24 protein-coding genes are annotated in these 19,586 nt (G+C 71.1%); 9 read left to right on the top strand and 15 right to left on the bottom strand.

Features of this window, described 5'->3' with window-relative positions; all coding sequences use genetic code 11:
- The first annotated feature begins 105 nt into the window (after positions 1–105).
- Positions 106–312: a dodecin family protein gene (locus ACFVTR_RS04795; RefSeq protein WP_376940822.1), complete on the top strand. Its 207-nt coding sequence runs from the start codon at positions 106–108 to the stop codon at positions 310–312.
- A 196-nt stretch (positions 313–508) separates the two neighbouring features.
- Here the strand turns inward: ACFVTR_RS04795 and ACFVTR_RS04790 are convergent, their stop codons facing one another.
- Entirely contained in the window at positions 509–1,141 is a 633-nt protein-coding gene (locus tag ACFVTR_RS04790; RefSeq protein ID WP_387035214.1) for an FMN reductase, read from the bottom strand.
- The gene (locus tag ACFVTR_RS04785; protein WP_387035212.1) at positions 1,138–2,364 is read right to left on the bottom strand and encodes an LLM class flavin-dependent oxidoreductase; all 1,227 of its coding nucleotides are present in this window, start codon (positions 2,362–2,364) and stop codon (positions 1,138–1,140) included. The genes ACFVTR_RS04790 and ACFVTR_RS04785 overlap by 4 nt, the downstream gene beginning before the upstream one ends.
- A gap of 142 nt (positions 2,365–2,506) precedes the next feature.
- Between ACFVTR_RS04785 and ACFVTR_RS04780 the strand changes: the two genes are divergently transcribed.
- A complete protein-coding gene (locus ACFVTR_RS04780; RefSeq protein ID WP_387035210.1) occupies positions 2,507–3,313 on the top strand; it encodes a glycosyltransferase family 2 protein in 807 nt (268 codons plus the stop codon).
- Positions 3,314–3,369: 56 nt separating this feature from the next.
- Here ACFVTR_RS04780 and ACFVTR_RS04775 read toward each other — a convergent pair whose 3' ends face one another.
- Together ACFVTR_RS04775 and ACFVTR_RS04770 are read right to left on the bottom strand one after the other, a co-directional pair.
- On the bottom strand, positions 3,370–4,269 hold the full coding sequence (locus ACFVTR_RS04775; RefSeq protein ID WP_387035208.1) for an alpha/beta fold hydrolase: 900 nt from the start codon (positions 4,267–4,269) through the stop codon (positions 3,370–3,372).
- Positions 4,270–4,389: 120 nt separating this feature from the next.
- Positions 4,390–5,967, bottom strand: coding sequence for a M28 family metallopeptidase (locus tag ACFVTR_RS04770; protein ID WP_387035206.1), 1,578 nt, complete (start codon positions 5,965–5,967; stop codon positions 4,390–4,392).
- Positions 5,968–6,212: 245 nt separating this feature from the next.
- Between ACFVTR_RS04770 and trxA the strand changes: the two genes are divergently transcribed.
- Entirely contained in the window at positions 6,213–6,611 is a 399-nt protein-coding gene (gene trxA / locus ACFVTR_RS04765) for a thioredoxin (protein ID WP_387035204.1), read from the top strand.
- A gap of 15 nt (positions 6,612–6,626) precedes the next feature.
- Here trxA and ACFVTR_RS04760 read toward each other — a convergent pair whose 3' ends face one another.
- The 3 genes from ACFVTR_RS04760 to ACFVTR_RS04750 are packed head-to-tail and all read right to left on the bottom strand — an operon-like array spanning position 6,627 to position 9,184.
- Complete coding sequence (locus ACFVTR_RS04760; protein ID WP_387035203.1) at positions 6,627–7,247, bottom strand: hypothetical protein; 621 nt, start codon at positions 7,245–7,247, stop codon at positions 6,627–6,629.
- A 38-nt stretch (positions 7,248–7,285) separates the two neighbouring features.
- Positions 7,286–8,173 carry an LLM class flavin-dependent oxidoreductase gene (locus tag ACFVTR_RS04755; protein ID WP_387035201.1) on the bottom strand — a complete coding sequence of 296 codons (888 nt, stop codon included), beginning with the start codon at positions 8,171–8,173 and terminating at the stop codon, positions 7,286–7,288.
- 9 nt (positions 8,174–8,182) lie between these two features.
- Positions 8,183–9,184: a DMT family transporter gene (locus ACFVTR_RS04750; RefSeq protein WP_387035199.1), complete on the bottom strand. Its 1,002-nt coding sequence runs from the start codon at positions 9,182–9,184 to the stop codon at positions 8,183–8,185.
- A gap of 78 nt (positions 9,185–9,262) precedes the next feature.
- On the opposite strand from ACFVTR_RS04750, the gene ACFVTR_RS04745 reads away from it, so the two are divergent.
- The gene (locus ACFVTR_RS04745; RefSeq protein WP_387035197.1) at positions 9,263–9,808 is read left to right on the top strand and encodes a CGNR zinc finger domain-containing protein; all 546 of its coding nucleotides are present in this window, start codon (positions 9,263–9,265) and stop codon (positions 9,806–9,808) included.
- Between the two features lie 136 nt (positions 9,809–9,944).
- On the opposite strand, the gene rpsO is transcribed toward ACFVTR_RS04745, so the two are convergent.
- Both rpsO and ACFVTR_RS04735 read right to left on the bottom strand, forming a co-directional pair.
- Positions 9,945–10,214 carry a 30S ribosomal protein S15 gene (rpsO, locus tag ACFVTR_RS04740; RefSeq protein ID WP_022890935.1) on the bottom strand — a complete coding sequence of 90 codons (270 nt, stop codon included), beginning with the start codon at positions 10,212–10,214 and terminating at the stop codon, positions 9,945–9,947.
- Between the two features lie 162 nt (positions 10,215–10,376).
- Positions 10,377–10,994 (bottom strand): TetR family transcriptional regulator, encoded by a 618-nt coding sequence (locus ACFVTR_RS04735; protein ID WP_387035195.1) that lies wholly within the window; start codon positions 10,992–10,994, stop codon positions 10,377–10,379.
- Positions 10,995–11,124: 130 nt separating this feature from the next.
- On the opposite strand from ACFVTR_RS04735, the gene ACFVTR_RS04730 reads away from it, so the two are divergent.
- The 3 genes from ACFVTR_RS04730 (at position 11,125) to ACFVTR_RS04720 (ending at position 12,921) form a co-directional block, all read left to right on the top strand.
- Positions 11,125–11,886, top strand: a complete 762-nt coding sequence (locus ACFVTR_RS04730) for an SDR family NAD(P)-dependent oxidoreductase (RefSeq protein ID WP_387035193.1) — start codon at positions 11,125–11,127, stop codon at positions 11,884–11,886.
- A 118-nt stretch (positions 11,887–12,004) separates the two neighbouring features.
- On the top strand, positions 12,005–12,382 hold the full coding sequence (locus tag ACFVTR_RS04725) for a DUF488 domain-containing protein (protein WP_387035191.1): 378 nt from the start codon (positions 12,005–12,007) through the stop codon (positions 12,380–12,382).
- An 83-nt stretch (positions 12,383–12,465) separates the two neighbouring features.
- Positions 12,466–12,921 (top strand): CHRD domain-containing protein, encoded by a 456-nt coding sequence (locus ACFVTR_RS04720; RefSeq protein WP_387035189.1) that lies wholly within the window; start codon positions 12,466–12,468, stop codon positions 12,919–12,921.
- Positions 12,922–12,925: 4 nt separating this feature from the next.
- Here the strand turns inward: ACFVTR_RS04720 and ACFVTR_RS04715 are convergent, their stop codons facing one another.
- Together ACFVTR_RS04715 and ACFVTR_RS04710 are read right to left on the bottom strand one after the other, a co-directional pair.
- Positions 12,926–13,813, bottom strand: coding sequence for a CPBP family intramembrane glutamic endopeptidase (locus ACFVTR_RS04715; protein ID WP_387035187.1), 888 nt, complete (start codon positions 13,811–13,813; stop codon positions 12,926–12,928).
- 7 nt (positions 13,814–13,820) lie between these two features.
- A complete protein-coding gene (locus ACFVTR_RS04710) occupies positions 13,821–14,711 on the bottom strand; it encodes a hypothetical protein (protein WP_387035185.1) in 891 nt (296 codons plus the stop codon).
- 96 nt (positions 14,712–14,807) lie between these two features.
- Between ACFVTR_RS04710 and ACFVTR_RS04705 the strand changes: the two genes are divergently transcribed.
- A complete protein-coding gene (locus ACFVTR_RS04705) occupies positions 14,808–15,893 on the top strand; it encodes a M4 family metallopeptidase (RefSeq protein ID WP_387035183.1) in 1,086 nt (361 codons plus the stop codon).
- 11 nt (positions 15,894–15,904) lie between these two features.
- Positions 15,905–16,216 (top strand): protealysin inhibitor emfourin, encoded by a 312-nt coding sequence (locus ACFVTR_RS04700; protein WP_387035181.1) that lies wholly within the window; start codon positions 15,905–15,907, stop codon positions 16,214–16,216.
- Here ACFVTR_RS04700 and ACFVTR_RS04695 read toward each other — a convergent pair.
- The 4 genes from ACFVTR_RS04695 to ACFVTR_RS04680 all read right to left on the bottom strand — a co-directional run bounded on the left by ACFVTR_RS04695 (position 16,116) and on the right by ACFVTR_RS04680 (position 19,462).
- On the bottom strand, positions 16,116–16,811 hold the full coding sequence (locus ACFVTR_RS04695; RefSeq protein WP_387035179.1) for a lysoplasmalogenase: 696 nt from the start codon (positions 16,809–16,811) through the stop codon (positions 16,116–16,118). The two genes, ACFVTR_RS04700 and ACFVTR_RS04695, sit on opposite strands and share 101 nt — an antisense overlap.
- Positions 16,812–16,884: 73 nt before the next feature.
- The gene (locus ACFVTR_RS04690; RefSeq protein WP_157422654.1) at positions 16,885–17,256 is read right to left on the bottom strand and encodes an FKBP-type peptidyl-prolyl cis-trans isomerase; all 372 of its coding nucleotides are present in this window, start codon (positions 17,254–17,256) and stop codon (positions 16,885–16,887) included.
- A 241-nt stretch (positions 17,257–17,497) separates the two neighbouring features.
- Positions 17,498–17,926 carry a DUF779 domain-containing protein gene (locus tag ACFVTR_RS04685; RefSeq protein WP_387035177.1) on the bottom strand — a complete coding sequence of 143 codons (429 nt, stop codon included), beginning with the start codon at positions 17,924–17,926 and terminating at the stop codon, positions 17,498–17,500.
- A gap of 12 nt (positions 17,927–17,938) precedes the next feature.
- Positions 17,939–19,462, bottom strand: coding sequence for an aldehyde dehydrogenase family protein (locus ACFVTR_RS04680; protein ID WP_387035174.1), 1,524 nt, complete (start codon positions 19,460–19,462; stop codon positions 17,939–17,941).
- Positions 19,463–19,586 lie beyond the last annotated feature (124 nt).

Below are 19,586 nucleotides of genomic sequence, written 5' to 3'. Positions count from 1 at the left end.
TCGACGTGCGTTCGCCGGGACGGGACCTGCGGTCAACCACTCGCGCTCGTCGGAGCCCGGGCGGATGATGGAGGGAAGGCACCATCGGATTCGAGGAGGAACACCATGACTTCCGTCGCACGTGTCACCACCATCACCGTCCGTTCTGAGACGAGCTTCGACGACGCCGTCGCCGCAGGCGTCGCCCGCGCGTCGGAGACGCTCCGGAACGTGAGCGGCGCCTGGGTCAAGGAGCAGAAGGTCGAGGCCACCGACGGGCGGATCACGGGGTGGTCGGTCACGCTCGAGGTGACCTTCGTGCTCGACGACTGATTCGCGGCACGGCCCGGCACGGGCCGCCGACCGCTGGAGGAGGCATCCGCTCCCCCGGCTGTCGTCCGCGCCGTCGCGCCGTCCGGACGCTCGCGACCTCGTCGGCGCCGCTGCCAATCCTCAGGTACGCCCGCGACCTGACCTCGATGGGATGCCGCGTCGCGACGTGCTCGCGACGCGGCATCCCGGTCGGCCGTCACTCCCCCGCGAGGCCCCCGATGAGGTGGCCCATGGGCCGGTCGAGCCGGAAGGGGTCGATCACGAGCTGCGAACGGTCGGTGCGCTCGACGAGCTCGGCGAACTCCTTCGCCCCGCGGTAGATGCGGTCGGGCAGCGAGCGGACCCCGTCGCCTTCTGCACCACCCCAGTCGCCGGTCGCGGCGAAGACGCCGGTCGTCACCGGGATGGCGTGCAGGTAGGTGAACAGCGGCCGCATCGCGTAGTCGATCGCGAGCGAGTGGCGCGGCGTGCCGCCCGTCGCCCCGAGCAGCACCGGCAGGTCGGTGAGCGCCTGCGGGTCGATCACGTCGACGAACGACTTGAACAGGCCCGCATAGCTCGTCGTGAAGATCGGCGTGACGGCGATGAGCCCGTCGGCCGTGCTGACGGCGTCGAGCGCGGCCTCGAGCTTCGGCGGGGCGAAGCCGAGCAGCAGGTGGTTCGTGATGTCGTGCGCGAGCTCGCGCAGCTCGAACGTCTGCACCTCGGCGGGCGTGCCGCGCTCGGCGAGCACCGAGACCGCGTCGGCCGCGAGTCGGTCGGCGAGCTGGCGCGTCGAGCTCGGCGTCGAGAGCCCCGCCGAGACGACCACGATCTTCTTGGCGGTCATCGGGTCGCCTCCTGACGGGTCGCGGCCGGACCGAAGGCGGAGCCGGCCGGCTTCGCCGCGGCATCGGCGGTCGCGGTGTCCTGGTAGGGCGAGCCCACGGTGAGGTTGTCGCCGCGGTTGGCGTTCGGCGTGGCCTGGCGGGGGGCCTCGTCGCCGTACTTCGCGGCGACGAGCGAGGCGTGGGTCGGGGCATCCGGCACCTCGGCCGGGCGCCCCTTCTCGAACTCCTCGCGGAGCACGGCGACGACCTCGCCGAGCAGGTCGAGCTGCTCGAGCACGGTCTGCAGCGGCAGTCCTGCGTGGTCGAGGAGGAAGAGCTGACGCTGGTAGTCGCCGACGTAGTCTCGGAAGCCGAGGGTCTTGTCGATGACCTCCTGCGGGCTGCCCACGGTGAGCGGCGTCTGCTGCGTGAACTCCTCGAGGCTCGGGCCGTGACCGTAGACGGGCGCGTTGTCGAAGTACGGGCGGAAGTCGCGCACCGCGTCCTGCGAGTTGCGGCGCATGAACACCTGGCCGCCGAGTCCGACGATCGCCTGCGCGGCCGTGCCGTGGCCATGGTGCTCGAAGCGCTGGCGGTAGAGCGCGATCATGCGCTGCGTGTGCGAGGCGGGCCAGAAGATGTGGTTCGCGAAGAAACCGTCGCCGTAGAACGCCGCCTGCTCGGCGACCTCGGGCGTGCGGATCGAGCCGTGCCACACGAACGGCGGCACGCCGTCGAGCGGGCGCGGCGTCGAGGTGAAGCCCTGCAGCGGAGTGCGGAACTTGCCCGACCAGTCGACGACGTCCTCGCGCCAGAGCCGGTGCAGCAGCTCGTAGTTCTCGACGGCGAGCGGCAGGCCCTGGCGGATGTCCTTGCCGAACCACGGGTAGACGGGGCCGGTGTTGCCGCGGCCGAGCATGAGGTCGGCGCGGCCGTCCGAGACGTGCTGCAGCATCGCGTAGTCCTCGGCGATCTTCACCGGGTCGTTCGTGGTGATGAGCGTCGTGGCGGTCGAGAGCTGCAGGGTCGTCGTCTGGCCGGCGATGTAGGCGAGGGTCGTGGTCGGCGACGACGACCAGAACGGCGGGTTGTGGTGCTCGCCGAGCGCGAAGACGTCGAGGCCCACCTCTTCGGCGTGCTTGGCGATCGTCACCGTCGCCTTGATGCGCTCGGCCTCGGTCGGCGTGCGCCCGGTGGTCGGGTCCTGCGTGATGTCGCTGACGGTGAAAATACCGAACTGCATGATGCTGCTCCTGAGCTCATCCGATGATTGGTCGAGTCTATGCGTTTGCATATATCCCGTCCAACCGAGGCCCTCCCCACGATATTCCCCGCACCGTCCCCGCACCGCCCGGGCATGCGGCTCCGGCGATACACTCGCCCCGATGAGCACGATCTCGGTCGTCATACCGTGTCTCGACGACGCGGACTTCCTCGTCGCGTGCCTCGACGCGGTGGTCGGCCAGTCACGCCCCGCCGACGAGATCATCGTCATCGACAACGGCTCGACCGACGACACGGTCGCGGTGGCCCGCGCAGCGGGGGCCCGGGTGCTCGTCGAGCCTCGACGCGGCATCTGGCCCGCGACCGCGACCGGCTTCGATGCCGCGAGGGGCGAGATCCTCGCCCGGCTCGACGCCGACTCCGTGCCCGCGTCCGACTGGCTCGAGGAGATCGAGCGGCGCATGACCGCCCGGGACCGCCCGGCGGTCGTCACGAACGGCGGCCACTTCTACGGACGCAACGCCGCCGTCCGCTGGATCGCGCGGAACCTGTACATCGGCGGCTACTTCACCGTGATCGGAGGCCTGCTCGGCCATCCGCCGATCTTCGGGTCGAACTACGCCATGCGGGCCGACGCCTGGCGACGCCTCAGGCATCTCGTGCACCGCGACCGCGCCGACGTGCACGACGACCTCGACCTCGCCTGGTGCATGCAGCCCGGCATGACCGTCGTCCGCGACCGTCGGCTCGTCGTCGGCGTGTCGGCGCGGCCGTTCGACACCGCGGCCGGGCTCTGGCGACGCGTGCGCATGGCGTTCCACACCATGTCGATCGAATCGCGCGAATGGCCGCCGATCACCCGCCTCGCCGAGCGGCGGAGGGCACCGGCCTGGGCCTGGGAGGCCTCGGAGCTCGAGGGGGTCGTGCCCGAGCGCGATGCCGACGGCGACGACGCGCTGCTCGCCTGACGCGACGATGAATGCGGATGCCTCGTCGCCGGCGCCGCAGCACGGGCTCCGCGTGCTCACTCGGCGATCGAACGACTCAGCTCGAAGAGCGCGAGCATGTCGCGCACCAACTGATGGGGCGCCGTCTCGCAGGGGCTGTGCCCCGTGGGGTAGCTCACGAGGCGGGCGCCGAGCTCGCGCGCCGAGCGCTCGTGCAGCGCACGCGGCCACAGGTCGTGCTCGCCGACCGCGACGAGCTTCGGCACCGGCGTCGCCGCGAGCTCGGCCCGCACGTCGGGCGTCGCCATCATCAGGGCGATGATGTCGTCGACGCTCTCGCGCCGGGTGAGTGCGAAACGCTCGCGCACGAAGGCGAGACGGCCCGGCGGCACCCGGTTGAGGTTGTTGCGGATTCCCCACAGCATGAGCCCGGCGCCCTGCCGCGCCGTCGTGAAGCCGCTCAGCAAGCCGATCCGCTTGACGCTGCGGAAGGCCTGCCCGGGCTCGGGCGGTGAGCTCAGCAGGGTCAGGCTCGCGAACCGGTCGGGCCGCTCGAGCAGCGCGAGCCCCGCGAGCGTTCCGGCGAAGCTGTAGCCGAGCACGTGCGCCGCGCCCGCACCGTCGTCGAGCACCGCGATCAGGTCGTCGAGGAACAGCCGCTGGTCGTAGCGATCGCGTGGAGGCAGGAGGTTCCACGGACCCGCCTCGTGCGACTCGTACTGGCCGGCGAGGTCGAACGACTCCACCCGGTACCCGGCGTCGGCGAGCAGCGGCATCATGAGGACGAAGTCCTCCTTCGACCCCGTCGCTCCCGGCACGAGCACGACGCGCGGCCCGTCGGCCGGCCCGAGCGCGATGCGCGCGAGCGGGCCGCTCGGCGCCGCGAACGACGTGCGCTCGGTGCCCGCCGGGAGCGCCCGCCAGTCGCGGTCGGGCAGCGCCTCGTCGAGTGCTCTCGCCCCGTCGATCGCCGTCACGACCCTCACGATAGCGGCTGGCGGAACCACGGCGACGACGACCTTCCGATCACCCGCCGAGCGACGCGACGAGGGCGGGGGCGCCGATCCGGCACCCCCGCCCCGTGGTTCTCCTCCGGGTTACCCGACGTCGCCGTGCGAGTGGCCGCCGTCGCTGCCGACGGTGCCCTCGGGGCCGGCCGGAGCCGGGAGGACGAGCCCGCCCGGCACCTTCTTGCCGACCACGCCGTTGACCGACTCGGTCGAGTAGGAGTAGGCGAGCACCGTGAGCGCGATCGCGTCGATGTTCACGTCGAGCGCGTGCTCGTTCACGTTGTCGATCGTGTCGCACGCCTGGTGGTAGCACTGGTCGAACGACTCGCCGGCCGTCCCGCCCCAGATCGCCTGCTGCTCGGCGCTCTTCACGACCTCGGCGCCCGTGAACAGGCCGCCTGCGGGGATGTCGTTGAGGATGAACGCCTCGTAGTCGCTGCGACCGCTGAACTCCGCGTCGTCGTACGGCTCGCCGACGCTCGTGAAGTAGCTCTCGAACAGCTTCTCGATCGCGACCGAGCCCTCGGGCACCGTCACCGGCGCCGGGAAGCCCGACTCATCGCCGTCGTACACCATGAACATGTAGTTCGGCGAGGCGACCATGTCGAAGTTCAGGTACAGCGCGATGCGGTCCTTCTCGGCCTGGCTGAGCCCGTCGACGTAGGCGGCGGATCCGAGCAGGCCGTCCTCCTCGGCGCCCCACCATGCGAGGCGCACGGTGTTCTGGGGCTTCACCTTCGACATCTGCTGGGCGAGCTCGAGCAGCGACGCCGAGCCGCTGCCGTTGTCGTTGATGCCGGGTCCCTCCTGCACGGAGTCGAGGTGCGCACCGGCCATCACGACGTTGTCGTCGTTCGCGCCGGGGAGCTCCGCGATCACGTTCTTCTGCGGGCGGGGGTCGGGTGCAGGCACGAAGACGTGCGCCGTCGAGCCCGGCTGCGAGAGTGCCTCGCCCTGCGCGAAGCTCGCTCCGACGACCGGGATGCCGTGCGAGACGGGCGTGCCGTCGGTTCGCGACGACGCGTCCGCGACGATCAGGCCCTCACGGTCGGGCGTGTTGCCCTGGTTGAAGATGATGACGCCCACGGCGCCGGCCTGCTCGGCGAAGAACGCCTTGTCGCCGAAGTTGCAGCTTCCTCGCTGCACGAGTGCGATGGATCCGGCGGGGAACCCGGCGAAGTCCGCCGCCTCGCAGCCGCTCGTCGAGGCGCGCGGCGGCGTCAGGTTGATGTCGACCGCGACCACGTTCGCGGTCACGTCGCCGTTGCCGCTTCCGCTGAACGCGCCGGTCGGGTACTCCGCGTTCACCGGGGTGAGCTGCGTCAGCGTCGACGCCCCGATGAAGTCGTAGTCGAACTCGTCGATCGAGACGTTCCACCCTGCGGCCTCGAGGGTGTCGACGACGTAGTCGACGCTGGCCTCGTAGCCGGGGAGCCCTGCGGCGCGGTTGCCGCCGTTCTCGTCGGCGATCTCCTGGAGCGCCTCGAGGTGCTCCATCGCCCCGTCGGCGTCGACGCACTCGACGAGCTTCGCGATCGTGTTGTTGTTGCGGTTGTCGCATTTCGCGGCCGGTGCGGCGGTGGCCGCTCCGACCGGGATCAGCGCGACCGCGAACGCGGCGACCGTCGCGATCGCCAGTCCGCGGGATGTTACAGGTGACCTCATTGTCTTCCTCCAACCGGTGCCCTGTTTGGGCGCCTCGGCTGGGAGCCTATGAGGATCGCTCGCACAAGTGAAGACCTTGCGCGACACTCGACGGTATGCGCAGCATTTCTGCGTGCGCCGGACGCTCTGGGTGCGGCTCATGCCGCCCGGCGCGGCTTTCGGTCACGGCGGACGGGCGGCCGGCGTCGAGGTCGCTGCCAGCGAACACCGGGCGGGCTCCCAGCGGCGTCGCTTATTCTGGACGAATGGCTACCGTCGCGCTGACCCTGGAGACCTTCGAGAAGACGATCCTCGAGGGAGGCACCGTCTTCGTCGATTTCTGGGCCGAGTGGTGCGGCCCGTGCCGCCAGTTCGCACCGAACTACGAGGCCGCCTCCGAGGCGAACCCCGACCTCACCTTCGCGAAGGTCGACACCGAGGACCAGCAGCAGCTCGCGGCCGCGATGAACATCACGTCCATCCCGACGATCATGGCCTTCAAGGACGGCATCGGCGTGTTCGCGCAGGCGGGCGCACTCCCCCGGCCGATGCTCGACGAGCTCGTCTCGCAGGTCCGCGCGCTCGACATGGACGAGGTGCGTGCGCAGCTCGCCGCGCAGGAGGCGCAGGAGGCCGACGAGGCCCAGCAGGCCGCCGGCGTCTGAACCGGCCCCGCGGCGTCAGACCGCCGTGGCCCCGCCCGCCCCGAGCGACTCGAGGCCGCCGAGATCGAGCTCGACGCCGTGCGGGCGTGCATCGCCCGTGATGCGCGCGGGCACCCTGACGTAGCGCCCCTCCGAGGCGAGACCGTCGAGGAGCTCGCGCCACGTGGCATCCACCGCATCGCCGAGGAACCCGGCGTGCCGGGGCGTGCCGCCGCCGACGAGCTGCACCCCGATGCGGTAGCGCATCGACAGCCACCGGCTCGCGCGCGGCACGAGCACGGCATGCTGGTCGGCGCCGCCGTGCAGCAGCGCGAGGTCGATCGCCGGCTGGTGCCGGTGGGTGTCGGCGACCGGCGCGACCTGCCGTACCGCCCGATCGAGGTGCGGTGCCTCGACGAGCTCGAGCCCGTCGAGCGACCGGAGGTCGCCCCACTGGTCGGGGTCGGTGCGACGCCGCCCGCGGACGAGTCCGACGACGAGCCACGCGATCGCGGCGACGAGCAGCACGTTGAACGGCCAGAACAGCCACGCCGGCGACTCGGGCCGCACGCCGCCCGTCGCGATGAGCAGCACGAGCACGACGAGGTACGGCAGCGGCTCCCAGTGGAGGAGCGGCTTCCGGCGGGGCGCAGACATCTGTTCAGGCTATCGCGGCGGATGCCCCGCCGCCGCCGTCAGCGGAGGGCGTCGAGCCGCGCGGCGACCTCGTCGAGCACCCGCTCGTCGCCCGCGTAGATGCCCTCGGGGCGCGGCCAGTGCGCGACGACGTCGGTGAAGCCGAGTTCGCGAGCGCGGCCCACTGCGTCCTCGAAGGCGTCGACGCTCGCGAGGCTCGTGCGCGCCTCGGAGTCGAGCGAGAGGGTGCGTGCGAGCTCGCCGGGCGCCCGTCCCGCCGCGGCGCAGGCGTCGTCGAGCCGTGCCGAGAGCGCGGCGACCTGGCGCCACCACGCGTCGGTGCCGTCGTCGTCGCCGCCCGTCGTGATCCAGCCCTCGGCGAGCTCGGCGACGAGGGCGAGCCCTCGGGGGCCGTTCGCCGCGAGGTGGAACGGCGTGCGCGGCCGCTGTGCCGGCTCGCCCACCATGCGGGCGCCGTCGGCGCCGAACCACTCGCCGTCGAACGAGATGCCGCCCGAGCCCGGCTCCTCGAAGCGCAGCAGGGTGTCGAGCTCGCGCACGAACTCCTCGAAGCGGTCGGCCCGCTGCCTGGCGGTGAGCTGCGGCTGCCGCAGCACGGTCGAGTCGAAGCCGGTGCCGCCCGAGCCGACGCCGAGCAGCACCCGGCCGCCCGAGATCTGGTCGAGCGTCGCGACGTCCTTCGCGAACGGCACGGGATGCCGGTAGTTCGGGTGCGAGACGAAGGTGCCGAGGCCGATGCGCTCGGTGACCATCGCGGCCGCCGTGAGCGTCGGAACGGTCGCGTGCCACCGATCGCCGGCGAGGCTGCGCCAGGCGAGGTGGTCGTACGTCCACGCGTGGTCGAAGCCGTACTCCTCGGCGCCGCGCCAGTACCGCGCGGCCTCGGGCCAGTCGAACTGGGGAAGGATGACGATGCCGAATCGCATGCCGGTAGCCTAGGCCGCGCGCTCGGGGCCGGGGGCGACGACGCCCGTCGACGCGGTGACGGGCACCGGTTCGGCGCCGAGTTCGACGGCGGGCGCGCCCGCTGGGTCGACCCGCTCGAGCTTCACGCAGACGATGCCGCCGAGGATGAGCAGGCCGCCGAGGATCTGCAGCGGGCCGAGCACCTCGCCGAGCAGGATCCACCCGGCGATCGCCGCGAAGACGACCTCGGAGAGCCCGAGGAACGACGACAGTCGCGCGCCGAGCATGCGGATCGAGGCGATGCCGGCCGTGTACGCGAAGGCCGTGGAGACGACGCCGACGGCGATGAGCGGCACGAACCACGGGACATCCGCCCCCAGGAAGGCGACCTCGCCGAACACGACGTGCATCGGCAGCAGGCCGGTGAGGCCGGCGAGGCCGAGCGCGAGGGCGCCGACGACGAAGCCGGCGGCGATGAGCGTCACCGGGGGCAGCTGCCCGGCTGCCGATTCGCCGACCGCGTAGTAGACGCACACGCCGATCATGGCGAGGGCGGCGAACGCGAGGCCGAGCACGTCGAGCCCGCCGCCGCCCGGACCGATCACGAGCACGAGGCCGGCGAGGGCGAGTACCGATCCGCCGAGCACGACCGGTTGCGGCAGCCGGCGCGTGCGCACCCAGGCGAGGAGCACGAGCGCGATGGGCGCGAGGTACTCGATGAGCAGCGTCATCGACACCGGGATGCGCTGGAGCGAGGCGTAGAAGAAGAACTGCACGCCGGCGACGGCGACGGTGCCGTACAGCAGGATGGTCCACTTGGCGCGCCACAGCGGGCGGAGGTCGCCCTTCAGCGCGAGGAGGCCCGGGACGGCCAGCAGCACGGCCGCGATCGAGATGCGCGCGAGCACCGCGGCGCCGGGCGACCAGCCGCTCTCGAGGAGCGGTTTCACGAAGACGCCGCCGATGCCGAAGGCGAGGCCGGCCGCGAGGCCGATCGCGATGCCGGCGAGTCCGCCCCGTCGTGCCGTCATGGTCGCGCCACCTCTTCCTCGTCATGAGTGAAAACCATTATGCTCGTGACAGTACATCCCGACCACGTCAGGAGTCAAATGATTTTCACCGATGACACGGTGGCGGCGCTCGAGTTCATGGCCGCACTGGCCGACACGGTGCCCGAGGCATCCGAATCGGGCGACGACGAGCTCGCGACGATCGCGCAGCTCGATGCCGTGATCGACGCCTGGAGGTACTCGGGCCGCCGTGACGGCGATGACGCCGAACTCGCCGAGGTCCGCGCGGCGCGCACGCGCCTCCGCACCGTGTGGGCACTGCCGCGCGACGAGCTCGCGGGCGCCGTCAACGACATCCTCGACGAGGCGAACGCACTCCCCCACCTGGTGCGGCACGACGGCGCCGACTGGCACATCCACGCCACCTCCCCCGACGCCCCGCTCGCCGAGCGCATGCTCGTCGAGGCCGCGATGGCCCTCGTCGACGTGGTGCGCGCCGACGAGACCCGGCGCCTGCGCGAGTGCGACGCCGACGACTGCGAGGGCGTCTACGTCGACCTCTCGAAGAACGCCTCGCGCCGCTACTGCAGCACCCGCTGCGGCAACCGCATGGCCGCCCGCGCGCACCGCGCCCGCGCGAGCTGAGGTCCGTGCCGCGGGCGGCGGGCCGGCCGACGCCCACCACGGGGCATCCCGGACATGACGAAGGCCCCCACCGAATCGGTGGGGGCCTTCGCAAGAAGTTCGCGGTGTCTTCGAGAGCCGCGCGAGACTACTCCGCTTAGCGGCGCAGCCCGAGACGCTCGATGAGCGAGCGGTAGCGCGCGATGTCGACATCGGCGAGGTAGCCGAGGAGACGACGACGCTGACCGACGAGGAGCAGCAGTCCACGACGCGAGTGGTGGTCGTGCTTGTGCGCCTTCAGGTGCTCGGTGAGGTCCTTGATTCGCTTCGTGAGGAGCGCGATCTGAACCTCGGGGGATCCAGTGTCACCGGGGTGCGTCGCGTACTCTTCGATGATCGCCTTCTTGACGTCTGCTTCGAGTGCCATAGATGGGATCCCCTTTCTCCTTGTTGCGCGCTGCCCGGGGCCGAATGCCTGGGCTCTCTTGATGCGCGGCCGATTCACGGCAACCTGAATACTCTACCAGAGCGGATGCCTCGGGGCCGACCACGCAGCTGCGGCCGAACACGCACCCGCCCGCGCCATGGCTCAGCCGAACTCCCCCTCGAGCAGCGAGAGCGCCGCGTCGACTGCCTCGGCCGGCGTGCCCGTGCCGTTCCGCGCCCACCAGCGCATCGCGCTGAAGCCCGTCGTCACGTAGAGGTCGGCGAGGAGGTGGGCCCTGAGCGACCCCGATTCGCCGAGGTAGGGCTCGAGCAGTTCGTGCACGGCGCCGAACTTCGCGAGCCCGTGCGCGAGCACTGCGGGGTGCGCGTCGATGATGCGGAGCCGCTGCCGGGTCACGCCCAGGAGTTCGGGCGGGAACTCGGCCATGGCGACGTACGCGCGGTGCAGCTCGGCGATCGGCGTCGGAGCCGCGGCTTCCGATCCCGCGCCGCTCCGGGCCGCGACGAGTGACGCCTCGAACCGCGCGGTGGCCTCCTCGAACCCGCCCCAGACGAGGTCGGGCTTCGACGGGTAGTAGCGGAACAGCGTGCGCCGGCTCACCCCGGCGGCATCGGCGACCTCGGCCATCGTCACCTCGTCGAATCCGCGCTCGTCGAAGAGCGCGAGCGCGATCGCCGCGAGCTGGTCGGGGTCGACCTCGACCGGTCGCCCGCGCGGCGCGCGGGCGGCGCCGGGCGCGGCCGAGGCATCCGTGGTCATGCTGCCATTCTCATGGGAACATTTTATGGCACCGAGTGTTATAACTGGTGCAACGGTCGAAATCCGACCGGCGAACCACCGCGACGCCGCGTATGCCACGACGCCGCACTCATCCCCCTGAGGAGCAGCAATGAACACCGTCATCACCCCCGGACGCTTCGACGGCAAGACCGCGATCGTGACCGGCGCCGGCTCGGGCATCGGCCTCGCGACCACCGTGCGGCTCGCCTCCGAGGGCGCGCGCGTCATCGCCGCCGACGTCTCGAAGGAGCGGCTCGACGCCCTCGTCGCCGAGCACCCCGAGCTCGACATCGTGGCGGTCGCGGGCGACATCACCGTCGAGGAGAACGTGCAGGCGCTCGTCGCCGCCGCGGGCGAGAAGGTCGACGTGCTCGCGAACGTCGCCGGCATCATGGACGCGTTCCTGCCGGCCGCCGAGGTCGACGACGCCACCTGGGAGCGGGTCATGAACGTCAACGTCACCGCGGTCATGCGACTCACGCGCGCCGTGCTGCCGAAGATGCTCGAGCAGGGCTCGGGCTCGATCGTCAACGTCACGAGCGAGGCGGGCCTGCGCGGCGCCTCGGCCGGTGCGGCCTACACGACCTCGAAGCACGCGGTCGTCGGCTTCACGAAGAACACCTCGGTCATGTACTCGGGCTCGGGCATCCGCGTGAACGCGGTCGCCCCCGGCGGCGTGAAGACGAACATCGAGGCCCCCTTCAAGTCGGAGCACGCAGGCAAGGTGCTCGGCCCGGTGCTCGGCGCCCTCGCGCTCGTGCCCGCCGAGCCCGAGCAGCTCGCCGCGGCGATCACCTGGCTGCTCTCCGACGACTCGGCGAACGTCTCCGGCGTCGTGCTCGCCTCCGACGGCGGCTGGTCGGCGATCTGATCGGCGCCGCCACGACGGCGACGTGACCGTCGCCGCGTCGAGAACGGATGCCCCGTGCGAGTTCCCCGCGCACGGGGCATCCGTTGTCTCACCGGACGTCGGCCACCAGACTGGAGCCATGGTCTTCGTCATCAAGCGCGTGTACGAGCCCGCCGAACCGGGCGACGGGTTCCGGGTGCTCGTCGACCGGCTGTGGCCGCGGGGCGTCAGCAAGGAGCGCGCCGAGCTCGACCTGTGGGACAAGGAGGTCGCCCCCTCCCCCGAGCTGCGCACCGAATGGCACCATGCCGCCGACTGGCTCGGCGACTTCGATCACTTCGCCGGGCGCTACCGGGCTGAGCTCGACGAGAGCCCGGCCGCCGAGGCCCTCCTCGCCCTCGGCGGCGAGCACGAGCGCGTGACGCTCCTGTACGGCGCCCGCGACGAGCACACCAACCACGCCGCCGTGCTGCTCGCATGGCTCGGCGAGCACGGCGCGGAGGTCGAGGGGCGCTGAGTCGAGGGCCCGAGGAACCCCCTTGAGGACCCGACGCACTCGGCGTAGCGTGCGAACCATCCCGAAGAATGTGAGGTTCTATCATGCTCACGACTCGACGGACCCGTCTCGCCGCACTCGCCCTCGCCGCAGTAGCCGCACTCGCCCTCGGCGGCGCCGGTGCCGCCCAGGCGAAGCCGCCCGGCACCCCGGCGATCCCGCTGAACAACGAGCAGGAGTCGCAGACCACCGGCGCCACCGGAGGCGCCCACGGGTTCCTGGCCTACGACATCGTCGGCGACGAGTTCTGCTACACCCTCGAGGTCGAGGGGCTCACGGCCGGTGCCGTCGCCGCACATGTGCACATCGGACCCCGCAACGTCGCCGGTCCGGTCGTGATCCCGATCGTCGTCCCCGTTGCGACGAGCTTCGTCGTCGACGACTGCGTGCCCGCCGCCCCAGCACTGCTCGATGCGATCGAGGCCACGCCCAAGGCGTACTACCTCAACGTGCACACGCCGACCTTCCCGGGCGGCGAGGTCCGAGGCCAGCTGAAGTAGGCGACTACGGCTGCGGTGCGAAGGGGAAGATCGCCGGCCACCCCGTGTGCGCGTACACGATGACGGCGAACACGACCGCGTCGAAGAGCATGTGCACGGTGAAGACGTAGCCGAGCGACTTCGTGAGCTTGAACGTGTAGCCCTGGATGAGCGCGAACGGGATGGTCAGCAGCGGACCCCACGACTGGTAGCCGAGCTCCCAGAGGAACGACACGAACACGATCGACTGCAGGAGGTTCGCCTGCCAGCTCGGGAAGTGCCGGCGCAGCAGCACGAACACCGTGCAGATGAAGAACAGCTCGTCCCACGTGCCGACGGCGGCGACGCCGACGAACAGGCGCGCGATCGTGTCGGGCTCGGTCACCGTCGGCCAGTTCAGGTAGGCGCCCGAGCTGATGAAGTAGAAGGGCAGGATGAGCCAGCCCGCGAGCGTCACGAAGATCAGGTAGAGCCACTGCGTGCGGTTCCACCGCCGGCCCGTGCGCCACGGGAAGCGGATCGTGCGCTCGCGGTACAGGAACCGCGAGATGAGGAACGGCACGAGCACCGCCAGCCCGAGCACGACCGCGAAGCGCAGCATGCCGGCGTCGCTGAGGTCGGCCTTCAGCGAGACCGTCGAGATGATGACCTGCCCCACGGCGATGAGCGCGAGGTCGGCGAGGAGGCGCTCGGTGCGCCCCGATCTGTCGCAGAGCCAGGCCGCGACGAGCCCCGCCGCGAGCATCGCGTAGCCCGCGATCGGCACCATGAATCCGAAGAGGGCCACCGCGGCCCCGCAGACGAGGAGCGCCGGCAGGAGCGCGATCGGGTGCGTCCTCGGCGTCGACGGCTCGAGGGATGCCTCGGTGCCCGCGCCCGGCGCGTGACCGTCGTCCTTCCGCGGCACCGGCATTCGCGGCCTACTCGTCGTCGCCGAGCTCGCCGAGGCGGGCGGCACGCACCCAGCGAGCGAGGAACAGCGCGCCGGCCTCGTCGTGGATCAGCTCACCCGCGGTGAGCACCGGGTAGCCTGTGGCCGGGATGCCCTCGGCGGGCCGCACGTCGACGTGGCGAACCCGTTCACCGCGCTCGTGCAGCCAGTCGGCCATGCGGTAGTCGCCGCGCGAGTCGCCCATCGTGCGCCAGTGCTGCGGGCGGATGCCTCGCGCCTCGAGCAGCTCGACGGCCCGCGCCGCGCCGAGGTCCTTGCCGAGCCTGACCGATTCGACGTCGGTGGAGATGATCGTCGGGTCGATGCGCCAGTGCACGCGCCCCGTGTCATCCGGACGCGCCTCGCCCTCGCGCACCGTGCCGAAGCCGCGCGCGGCGAGCGATTCGTGCGCGTGGGCGTCGAATCGAGGCTGCGCCTCGAGGTACGCGTCGGATGCCACGTGCACGTGCTGCTCGACGGAGACCATGGCCCGCTTCGTGTCGTCGAAGAACGCGAACTCGTCGAAATGCGACTCGACGTAGGCGCGCATGTCGGCGGCGAAGTCGGCGGGCATCGCGAGGTCGAGGTCGACGAACACCTCGCCTAGTCCGCCCACGCCGATCTCGGCCCAGACCGCCCCCTTCTCGCAGATCGCCCAGACCGGCGCGCCGGGCTCGAGCCCCGCCGCGAGGAGCGGCGGCACGACCTCGGCGGCGATGAACGCGTCGGAGCGGCCCGTGTTGAAGATCACCGGGTTGCCGGCGTTGGCGAGCGCCGCGAGATCGCGGGCGATCGACGGGATCGCGATCGACCGGGTGACCGGGCTCGCGATGGGTCCGTCGACGTCGAGCAGGAGCGCGAGGAAGGGAACGGCGGTCACGCGAACAGCCTATCCGGGCGGTCGGGGCGCGCTCCCGGTCCTTCGGGCGCGCCAGCAGGACCTCGACGTAGTCGGCGGCGGATGCCACGATGAGGCATGCGACAGATCGTCCCTCCCTACCTGCTCGATCGCATCGCCGACGCGGGCGCCGATCGGTTCCCGCTCGCCGCCGAGGCGGCCCGGCGCTCGCTGCTGCACGACGCGCCCCGTCGAGCGCTCCGCGGAGCGCCGCCGGTGATGCCGCCGCTGCACGACGACGATCTGCCCGCGGTGCTGCCCGACGCCCCGTCGATGCCCGACCGCCGCATCTCCGACGCCGGGGGCCGCGAGACCCTGCCTGGGCGCCTCGTACGCCGCGAGGGCGAGCCCGCGACCGGCGACCCCTCGGTCGACGACGCGTACGACGGCCTCGGCGACACCCACCGGCTCTTCGACCGCGTGTTCGGCCGCGACTCGATCGACGGGGCGGGCATGCCGCTCGAGGCGACCGTGCACTTCGGCCGCCACTACGACAACGCCTTCTGGGACGGCGAGCGCATGGTGTTCGGCGACGGCGACGGCGAGGTGTTCCGCGGCTTCACCGACTCGCTGAGCGTCATCGGGCACGAGCTCGCCCACGGCGTCACCGAGCACACCGCCGGGCTGCGCTACCAGGGGCAGTCCGGAGCGCTCAACGAGCACGTCTCCGACGCGTTCGGCGCGCTCGTCGAGCAGTACGCGCTCGGCCAGGACGCGGGCGCCGCCACCTGGCTCATCGGCGAGGGCATCTTCACCGACGAGGTCGAGGGGCGGGCGCTCCGCTCGATGCTCGAACCCGGCACCGCCTACGACGACGACGTGCTCGGCCGCGACCCGCAGCCCGGGCACATGCGCGACTACATCGACACCGACGACGACAACGGCGGCGTGCACCTGAACTCCGGCATCCCGAACCGGGCGTTCGCACTGGCCGCCCGCGAGCTCGACGGCTTCGCCTGGGAGCACGTGGGGCGCATCTGGTACGACACGCTCATCTCGGGGCGGCTCGGCCGTGACGCCACCTTCGCCGAGTTCGCGGCCGAGACCGTGCGGAGCGCCGAATCGCGTTTCGGCGCCGAATCGCGAGAGGCCCGCGCCGTGCTGCACGGCTGGCAGAGCGTCGGCGTGCTCGACGCACAGGCGGAGGGTGACGCAGCGGAGTAGCATCCAGCACGATGGATGTCATCGTGCAGCGCAGCGGCGGCCTCGCCGGCACGCGCCTCACCTGGGAGGTGCGGGTCGACGAGCAACCCGACCCCGACGAGTGGTACATCCTCATCGACGAGATCCCGTGGGACGAGCCGATGCCGGTGCCGGCCGAGCCCGACCGGTTCGTCTACCGGATCCGCTGCGAACCGAACGAGGCGACCCTCGCGGAGCGCCAGCTCACCGGGCCGTGGCGTCAGCTCGTCGATCGGGTGCAGGAGACGACGGATCCGAAGCGGAGCGATCCGTACGGAGCCTCGCGACGACCCCCCACGCGATGAGGCCCTGCGCGGCGAGGTAGGTCGACATCACCACGAAGTCATGCGCGGCGAACTCGTACCCGGGCAGGAACCGGCCGAGCGCGAGCACCGAGTCGGAGACGACGAAGAACGCACCGCCGAGGGCGACCCATCCGCCCTGCGTCGACGCGGTCGTCGCCATCAGGCCGATCGCGACCGCGTAGAGCGTGATCGGCACGGCCAGCATGCCGGCGTGCGGCAGCAGCACGACGAGCATGACGACCACCCAGGCCCAGTAGACGGTCGACCAGGCCGGCGGACGGCGGCGCGCTCGGGGCAGCCGCAGGAACAGCACGATGTAGACGACGTGCGCGAGGAGGAACGACGTCAGCCCGGCGGCGAACCACCCGTCGCCGGGGAAGGTGAGGAGGACGTCGCCGCCCCACGAGAAGGCGATGCCGCCGAGCAGGAGGAGCGGCGCTGCGGCGCGCACCCGGGGCACGAGGATGAGGACCGCGAGGGCGAGGAGCGGCATCAGCAGCGTCTTCGTCGCCGTCACGCTCCAGGCCGGGCCGACGTACTGCAGCACGAGGTGGAGTGCGGAGACCAGGAGGTAGGGGGCGAAGGCGGGCAGCACCCCCGAATCGTAGCCCACGCACGACGAAGGCCGGCGGGCTCGCGCCCACCGGCCTCCGGTGAATCGGTGTGGGTCAGCTGACGCCGAGCAGGTCGATCACGAAGATCAAGGTCTTGCCCGAGAGCTGGTGCCCGCCGCCCGCGGGGCCGTAGGCCTTGTGCGGGGGGACGGTGAGCTTGCGACGGCCACCGACCTTCATGCCGGGGATGCCCTCCTGCCAACCGGAGATGAGCGCCGCGAGCGGGAAGTTGATGGACTGGCCGCGACCCCACGAGGAGTCGAACTCCTCGCCGCTGTCGTACTCGACGCCGAGGTAGTGCACGTCGACCGTCGAGCCGGCGGTCGCCTCGGCGCCGTCGCCCACGACGATGTCCTCGATGATGAGGTCTGCGGGAGCCGGGCCCTCGGGGGCGTCGATCTCGGGCTTGCTGTTCGTATCGGTCATGCGTCAAGTTGAACAGGTTCGCGGCGCCCTCGCAATCGCGGACAACCGTCCACCCCCCTCTTGCGCTGACTGCGAACACGTTGCACTCTGGAATCCGAGAACTCGTCGCCCCGTAGAGATGTCGGCAGTGCCACACCACAGGGCGGCGAGTTTCTTCGTGTCGCGGCAGCCCGTCGCGGCATCCCGCACGGTGTCCGCGACCGAAGCGGAACAGGCGTGCTCCGCCGCCCTGTGGTGAGTCTCATTCCCCCATCAGCCGCGATCTGATGAGGAAGCGCACACCCTCGGGGGCCTCGAGGGAGAACCCGCTCCCGCGCCCCGGCACTACGTCCACGGTGAGGTGCGTGTGACGCCAGTAGCCGAACTGCTCGGCCGACATCCAGAACGGCACGATGCGCTCCTGCGGGCCGAGCGGATCGGGGCTCGGGCCCAAGTCGAGTTCGCCGAGGAGCACGTCCGCCGCGCTCGTCAGGAACTCCCCCGCCGGGTAGCACATCGGAGAACTGCCGTCGCAGCATCCGCCCGACTGGTGGAACATCAGCGGGCCGTGCTGAGCCCACAGCCGGCGGAGCAGGCCGGTCGCCGCGGGTGCGAGTTCGACCCGCGGCGACGCCTCCCCCGCGATCGTGATCGACGCGACCACGCGGCCGGCCATCGCCTCGAGGGACATCTCCTGCTCCGATCAGAAGAACCCGAGCGGGTTCTCGTTGTAGCTGACGAGGAGGTTCTTCGTCTGCTGGTAGTGGTCGAGCGCGAGCTTGTTGTTCTCGCGGCCGATGCCGGACGACTTGTACCCGCCGAAGGCGGCGCCCGCCGGGTACGCGTGGTAGTTGTTCACCCAGACCCGGCCGGCCTGGATGTCGCGACCCGCCCGGTAGGCCTCGTTGCCGTTGCGGCTCCAGACTCCCGCGCCGAGGCCGTAGAGGGTGTCGTTCGCGATCGAGATCGCATCGTCGTAGTCGGTGAAGCTCGTGACGGCGACGACGGGACCGAAGATCTCCTCCTGGAACAGTCGCATGCGGTTCTGGCCCTCGAAGATCGTGGGCTGAACGTAGTAGCCGCCGCTGAGATCCCCGCCGAGGTCGGCGCGCTCGCCGCCGAGCAGCAGCTTCGCACCCTCCTGCTTGCCGATGTCGATGTAGCTCAGGATCTTCTCGAGCTGGTCGTTCGACGCCTGCGCGCCGACCTGCGTCTCGGTGTCGAGCGGATTGCCCTGCTTCGCCTGCTTCGTGCGCTCGATCGCGTCGTCGAGGAACGTGTCGTAGATCGACTTCTGGATGAGCGACCGGCTCGGGCACGTGCAGACCTCGCCCTGGTTGAAGGCGAAGAGGCTGAAGCCCTCGAGCGCCTTGTCGTAGAAGGAGTCCCGCCGGTCGGCAACCGACTCGAACACGATGTTCGGGCTCTTGCCGCCGAGCTCGACGGTCGACGGGATGATGTTGTTCGACGCGTACTGCAGGATGAGGCGGCCGGTCGTCGTCTCCCCCGTGAACGCGATCTTGCGGATGCGGTCGGACGAGGCGAGCGGTTTGCCGGCCTCGACGCCGAAGCCGTTGACGACGTTGAGGACGCCGGCCGGCAGCAGGTCGGCGATGAGCTCGACGAGCACGAGGATCGAGGTCGGCGTCTGCTCGGCGGGCTTCAGCACGACGGCGTTGCCCGCGGCGAGCGCGGGTGCGAGCTTCCACACGGCCATGAGCAGCGGGAAGTTCCAGGGGATGATCTGGCCGACCACGCCGAGGGGCTCCTGGAAGTGGTACGCGACGGTCTCCTCGTCGAGCTGGGTGAAGCTGCCCTCCTGGGCGCGGATCAGGCTCGCGAAGTACCGGAAGTGGTCGCTCGCGAGCGGCAGGTCGGCGTTGAGCGGCTCGCGGATCGACTTGCCGTTGTCCCACGTCTCGGCGACCGCGAGCGCCTCGCGATTCCGGTCGATGCGGTCGGCGATCGCATTCAGGATGCCGGCGCGATGCGCAGCACTCGTGCGGCCCCACGCTGGTGCGGCCTTGTGCGCGGCATCAAGTGCGGCGTCGATGTCGGCCGCCGTGCCGCGGGCGACCTCGGTGAAGGGTCTGCCGTTCACGGGCGAGATGTTCTCGAAGTAGGCGCCGCCCGCGGGCTTCACCCACTCGCCGCCGATGAAGTGCTCGTAGCGGGGCTTGAAGTCGATGAGGGCACCGGGGGTTCCGGGCGCGGCGTACACGGTCATCGTGTCTCTCCTTGACGTCGTTGTCGGATGCCCCTGAACGGGACGACGTCACCGTACGCGCGGGCGCGTTGCGGTGCGGTTGCCCGAAGGTTGCAACCACGTTGCACCGGCGAGCACCGGCCCG

The organism is Agromyces sp. NPDC058126, from assembly GCF_042884595.1.
Lineage (GTDB): Bacteria > Actinomycetota > Actinomycetes > Actinomycetales > Microbacteriaceae > Agromyces.
This window is presented reverse-complemented; position numbering and strand designations above follow the sequence as displayed.

Bases quoted from the DNA above. Each gene is read 5' to 3' on its own strand.
- ACFVTR_RS04730 (WP_387035193.1), top strand. From the start codon at position 11,125: ATGAACACCGTCATCACCCCCGGACGCTTCGACGGCAAGACCGCGATC.
- ACFVTR_RS04745 (WP_387035197.1), top strand. From the start codon at position 9,263: ATGATTTTCACCGATGACACGGTGGCGGCGCTCGAGTTCATGGCCGCA.
- rpsO (WP_022890935.1), bottom strand. From the start codon at position 10,214: ATGGCACTCGAAGCAGACGTCAAGAAGGCGATCATCGAAGAGTACGCG.
- ACFVTR_RS04700 (WP_387035181.1), top strand. From the start codon at position 15,905: ATGGATGTCATCGTGCAGCGCAGCGGCGGCCTCGCCGGCACGCGCCTC.
- ACFVTR_RS04680 (WP_387035174.1), bottom strand. From the start codon at position 19,462: ATGACCGTGTACGCCGCGCCCGGAACCCCCGGTGCCCTCATCGACTTC.
- ACFVTR_RS04785 (WP_387035212.1), bottom strand. From the start codon at position 2,364: ATGCAGTTCGGTATTTTCACCGTCAGCGACATCACGCAGGACCCGACC.
- ACFVTR_RS04750 (WP_387035199.1), bottom strand. From the start codon at position 9,184: ATGACGGCACGACGGGGCGGACTCGCCGGCATCGCGATCGGCCTCGCG.
- ACFVTR_RS04790 (WP_387035214.1), bottom strand. From the start codon at position 1,141: ATGACCGCCAAGAAGATCGTGGTCGTCTCGGCGGGGCTCTCGACGCCG.
- ACFVTR_RS04780 (WP_387035210.1), top strand. From the start codon at position 2,507: ATGAGCACGATCTCGGTCGTCATACCGTGTCTCGACGACGCGGACTTC.
- ACFVTR_RS04685 (WP_387035177.1), bottom strand. From the start codon at position 17,926: ATGTCCCTCGAGGCGATGGCCGGCCGCGTGGTCGCGTCGATCACGATC.
- ACFVTR_RS04725 (WP_387035191.1), top strand. From the start codon at position 12,005: ATGGTCTTCGTCATCAAGCGCGTGTACGAGCCCGCCGAACCGGGCGAC.
- ACFVTR_RS04705 (WP_387035183.1), top strand. From the start codon at position 14,808: ATGCGACAGATCGTCCCTCCCTACCTGCTCGATCGCATCGCCGACGCG.
- ACFVTR_RS04770 (WP_387035206.1), bottom strand. From the start codon at position 5,967: ATGAGGTCACCTGTAACATCCCGCGGACTGGCGATCGCGACGGTCGCC.
- ACFVTR_RS04715 (WP_387035187.1), bottom strand. From the start codon at position 13,813: ATGCCGGTGCCGCGGAAGGACGACGGTCACGCGCCGGGCGCGGGCACC.
- ACFVTR_RS04690 (WP_157422654.1), bottom strand. From the start codon at position 17,256: ATGACCGATACGAACAGCAAGCCCGAGATCGACGCCCCCGAGGGCCCG.
- ACFVTR_RS04755 (WP_387035201.1), bottom strand. From the start codon at position 8,173: ATGCGATTCGGCATCGTCATCCTTCCCCAGTTCGACTGGCCCGAGGCC.
- ACFVTR_RS04735 (WP_387035195.1), bottom strand. From the start codon at position 10,994: ATGACCACGGATGCCTCGGCCGCGCCCGGCGCCGCCCGCGCGCCGCGC.
- trxA (WP_387035204.1), top strand. From the start codon at position 6,213: ATGGCTACCGTCGCGCTGACCCTGGAGACCTTCGAGAAGACGATCCTC.
- ACFVTR_RS04795 (WP_376940822.1), top strand. From the start codon at position 106: ATGACTTCCGTCGCACGTGTCACCACCATCACCGTCCGTTCTGAGACG.
- ACFVTR_RS04760 (WP_387035203.1), bottom strand. From the start codon at position 7,247: ATGTCTGCGCCCCGCCGGAAGCCGCTCCTCCACTGGGAGCCGCTGCCG.
- ACFVTR_RS04720 (WP_387035189.1), top strand. From the start codon at position 12,466: ATGCTCACGACTCGACGGACCCGTCTCGCCGCACTCGCCCTCGCCGCA.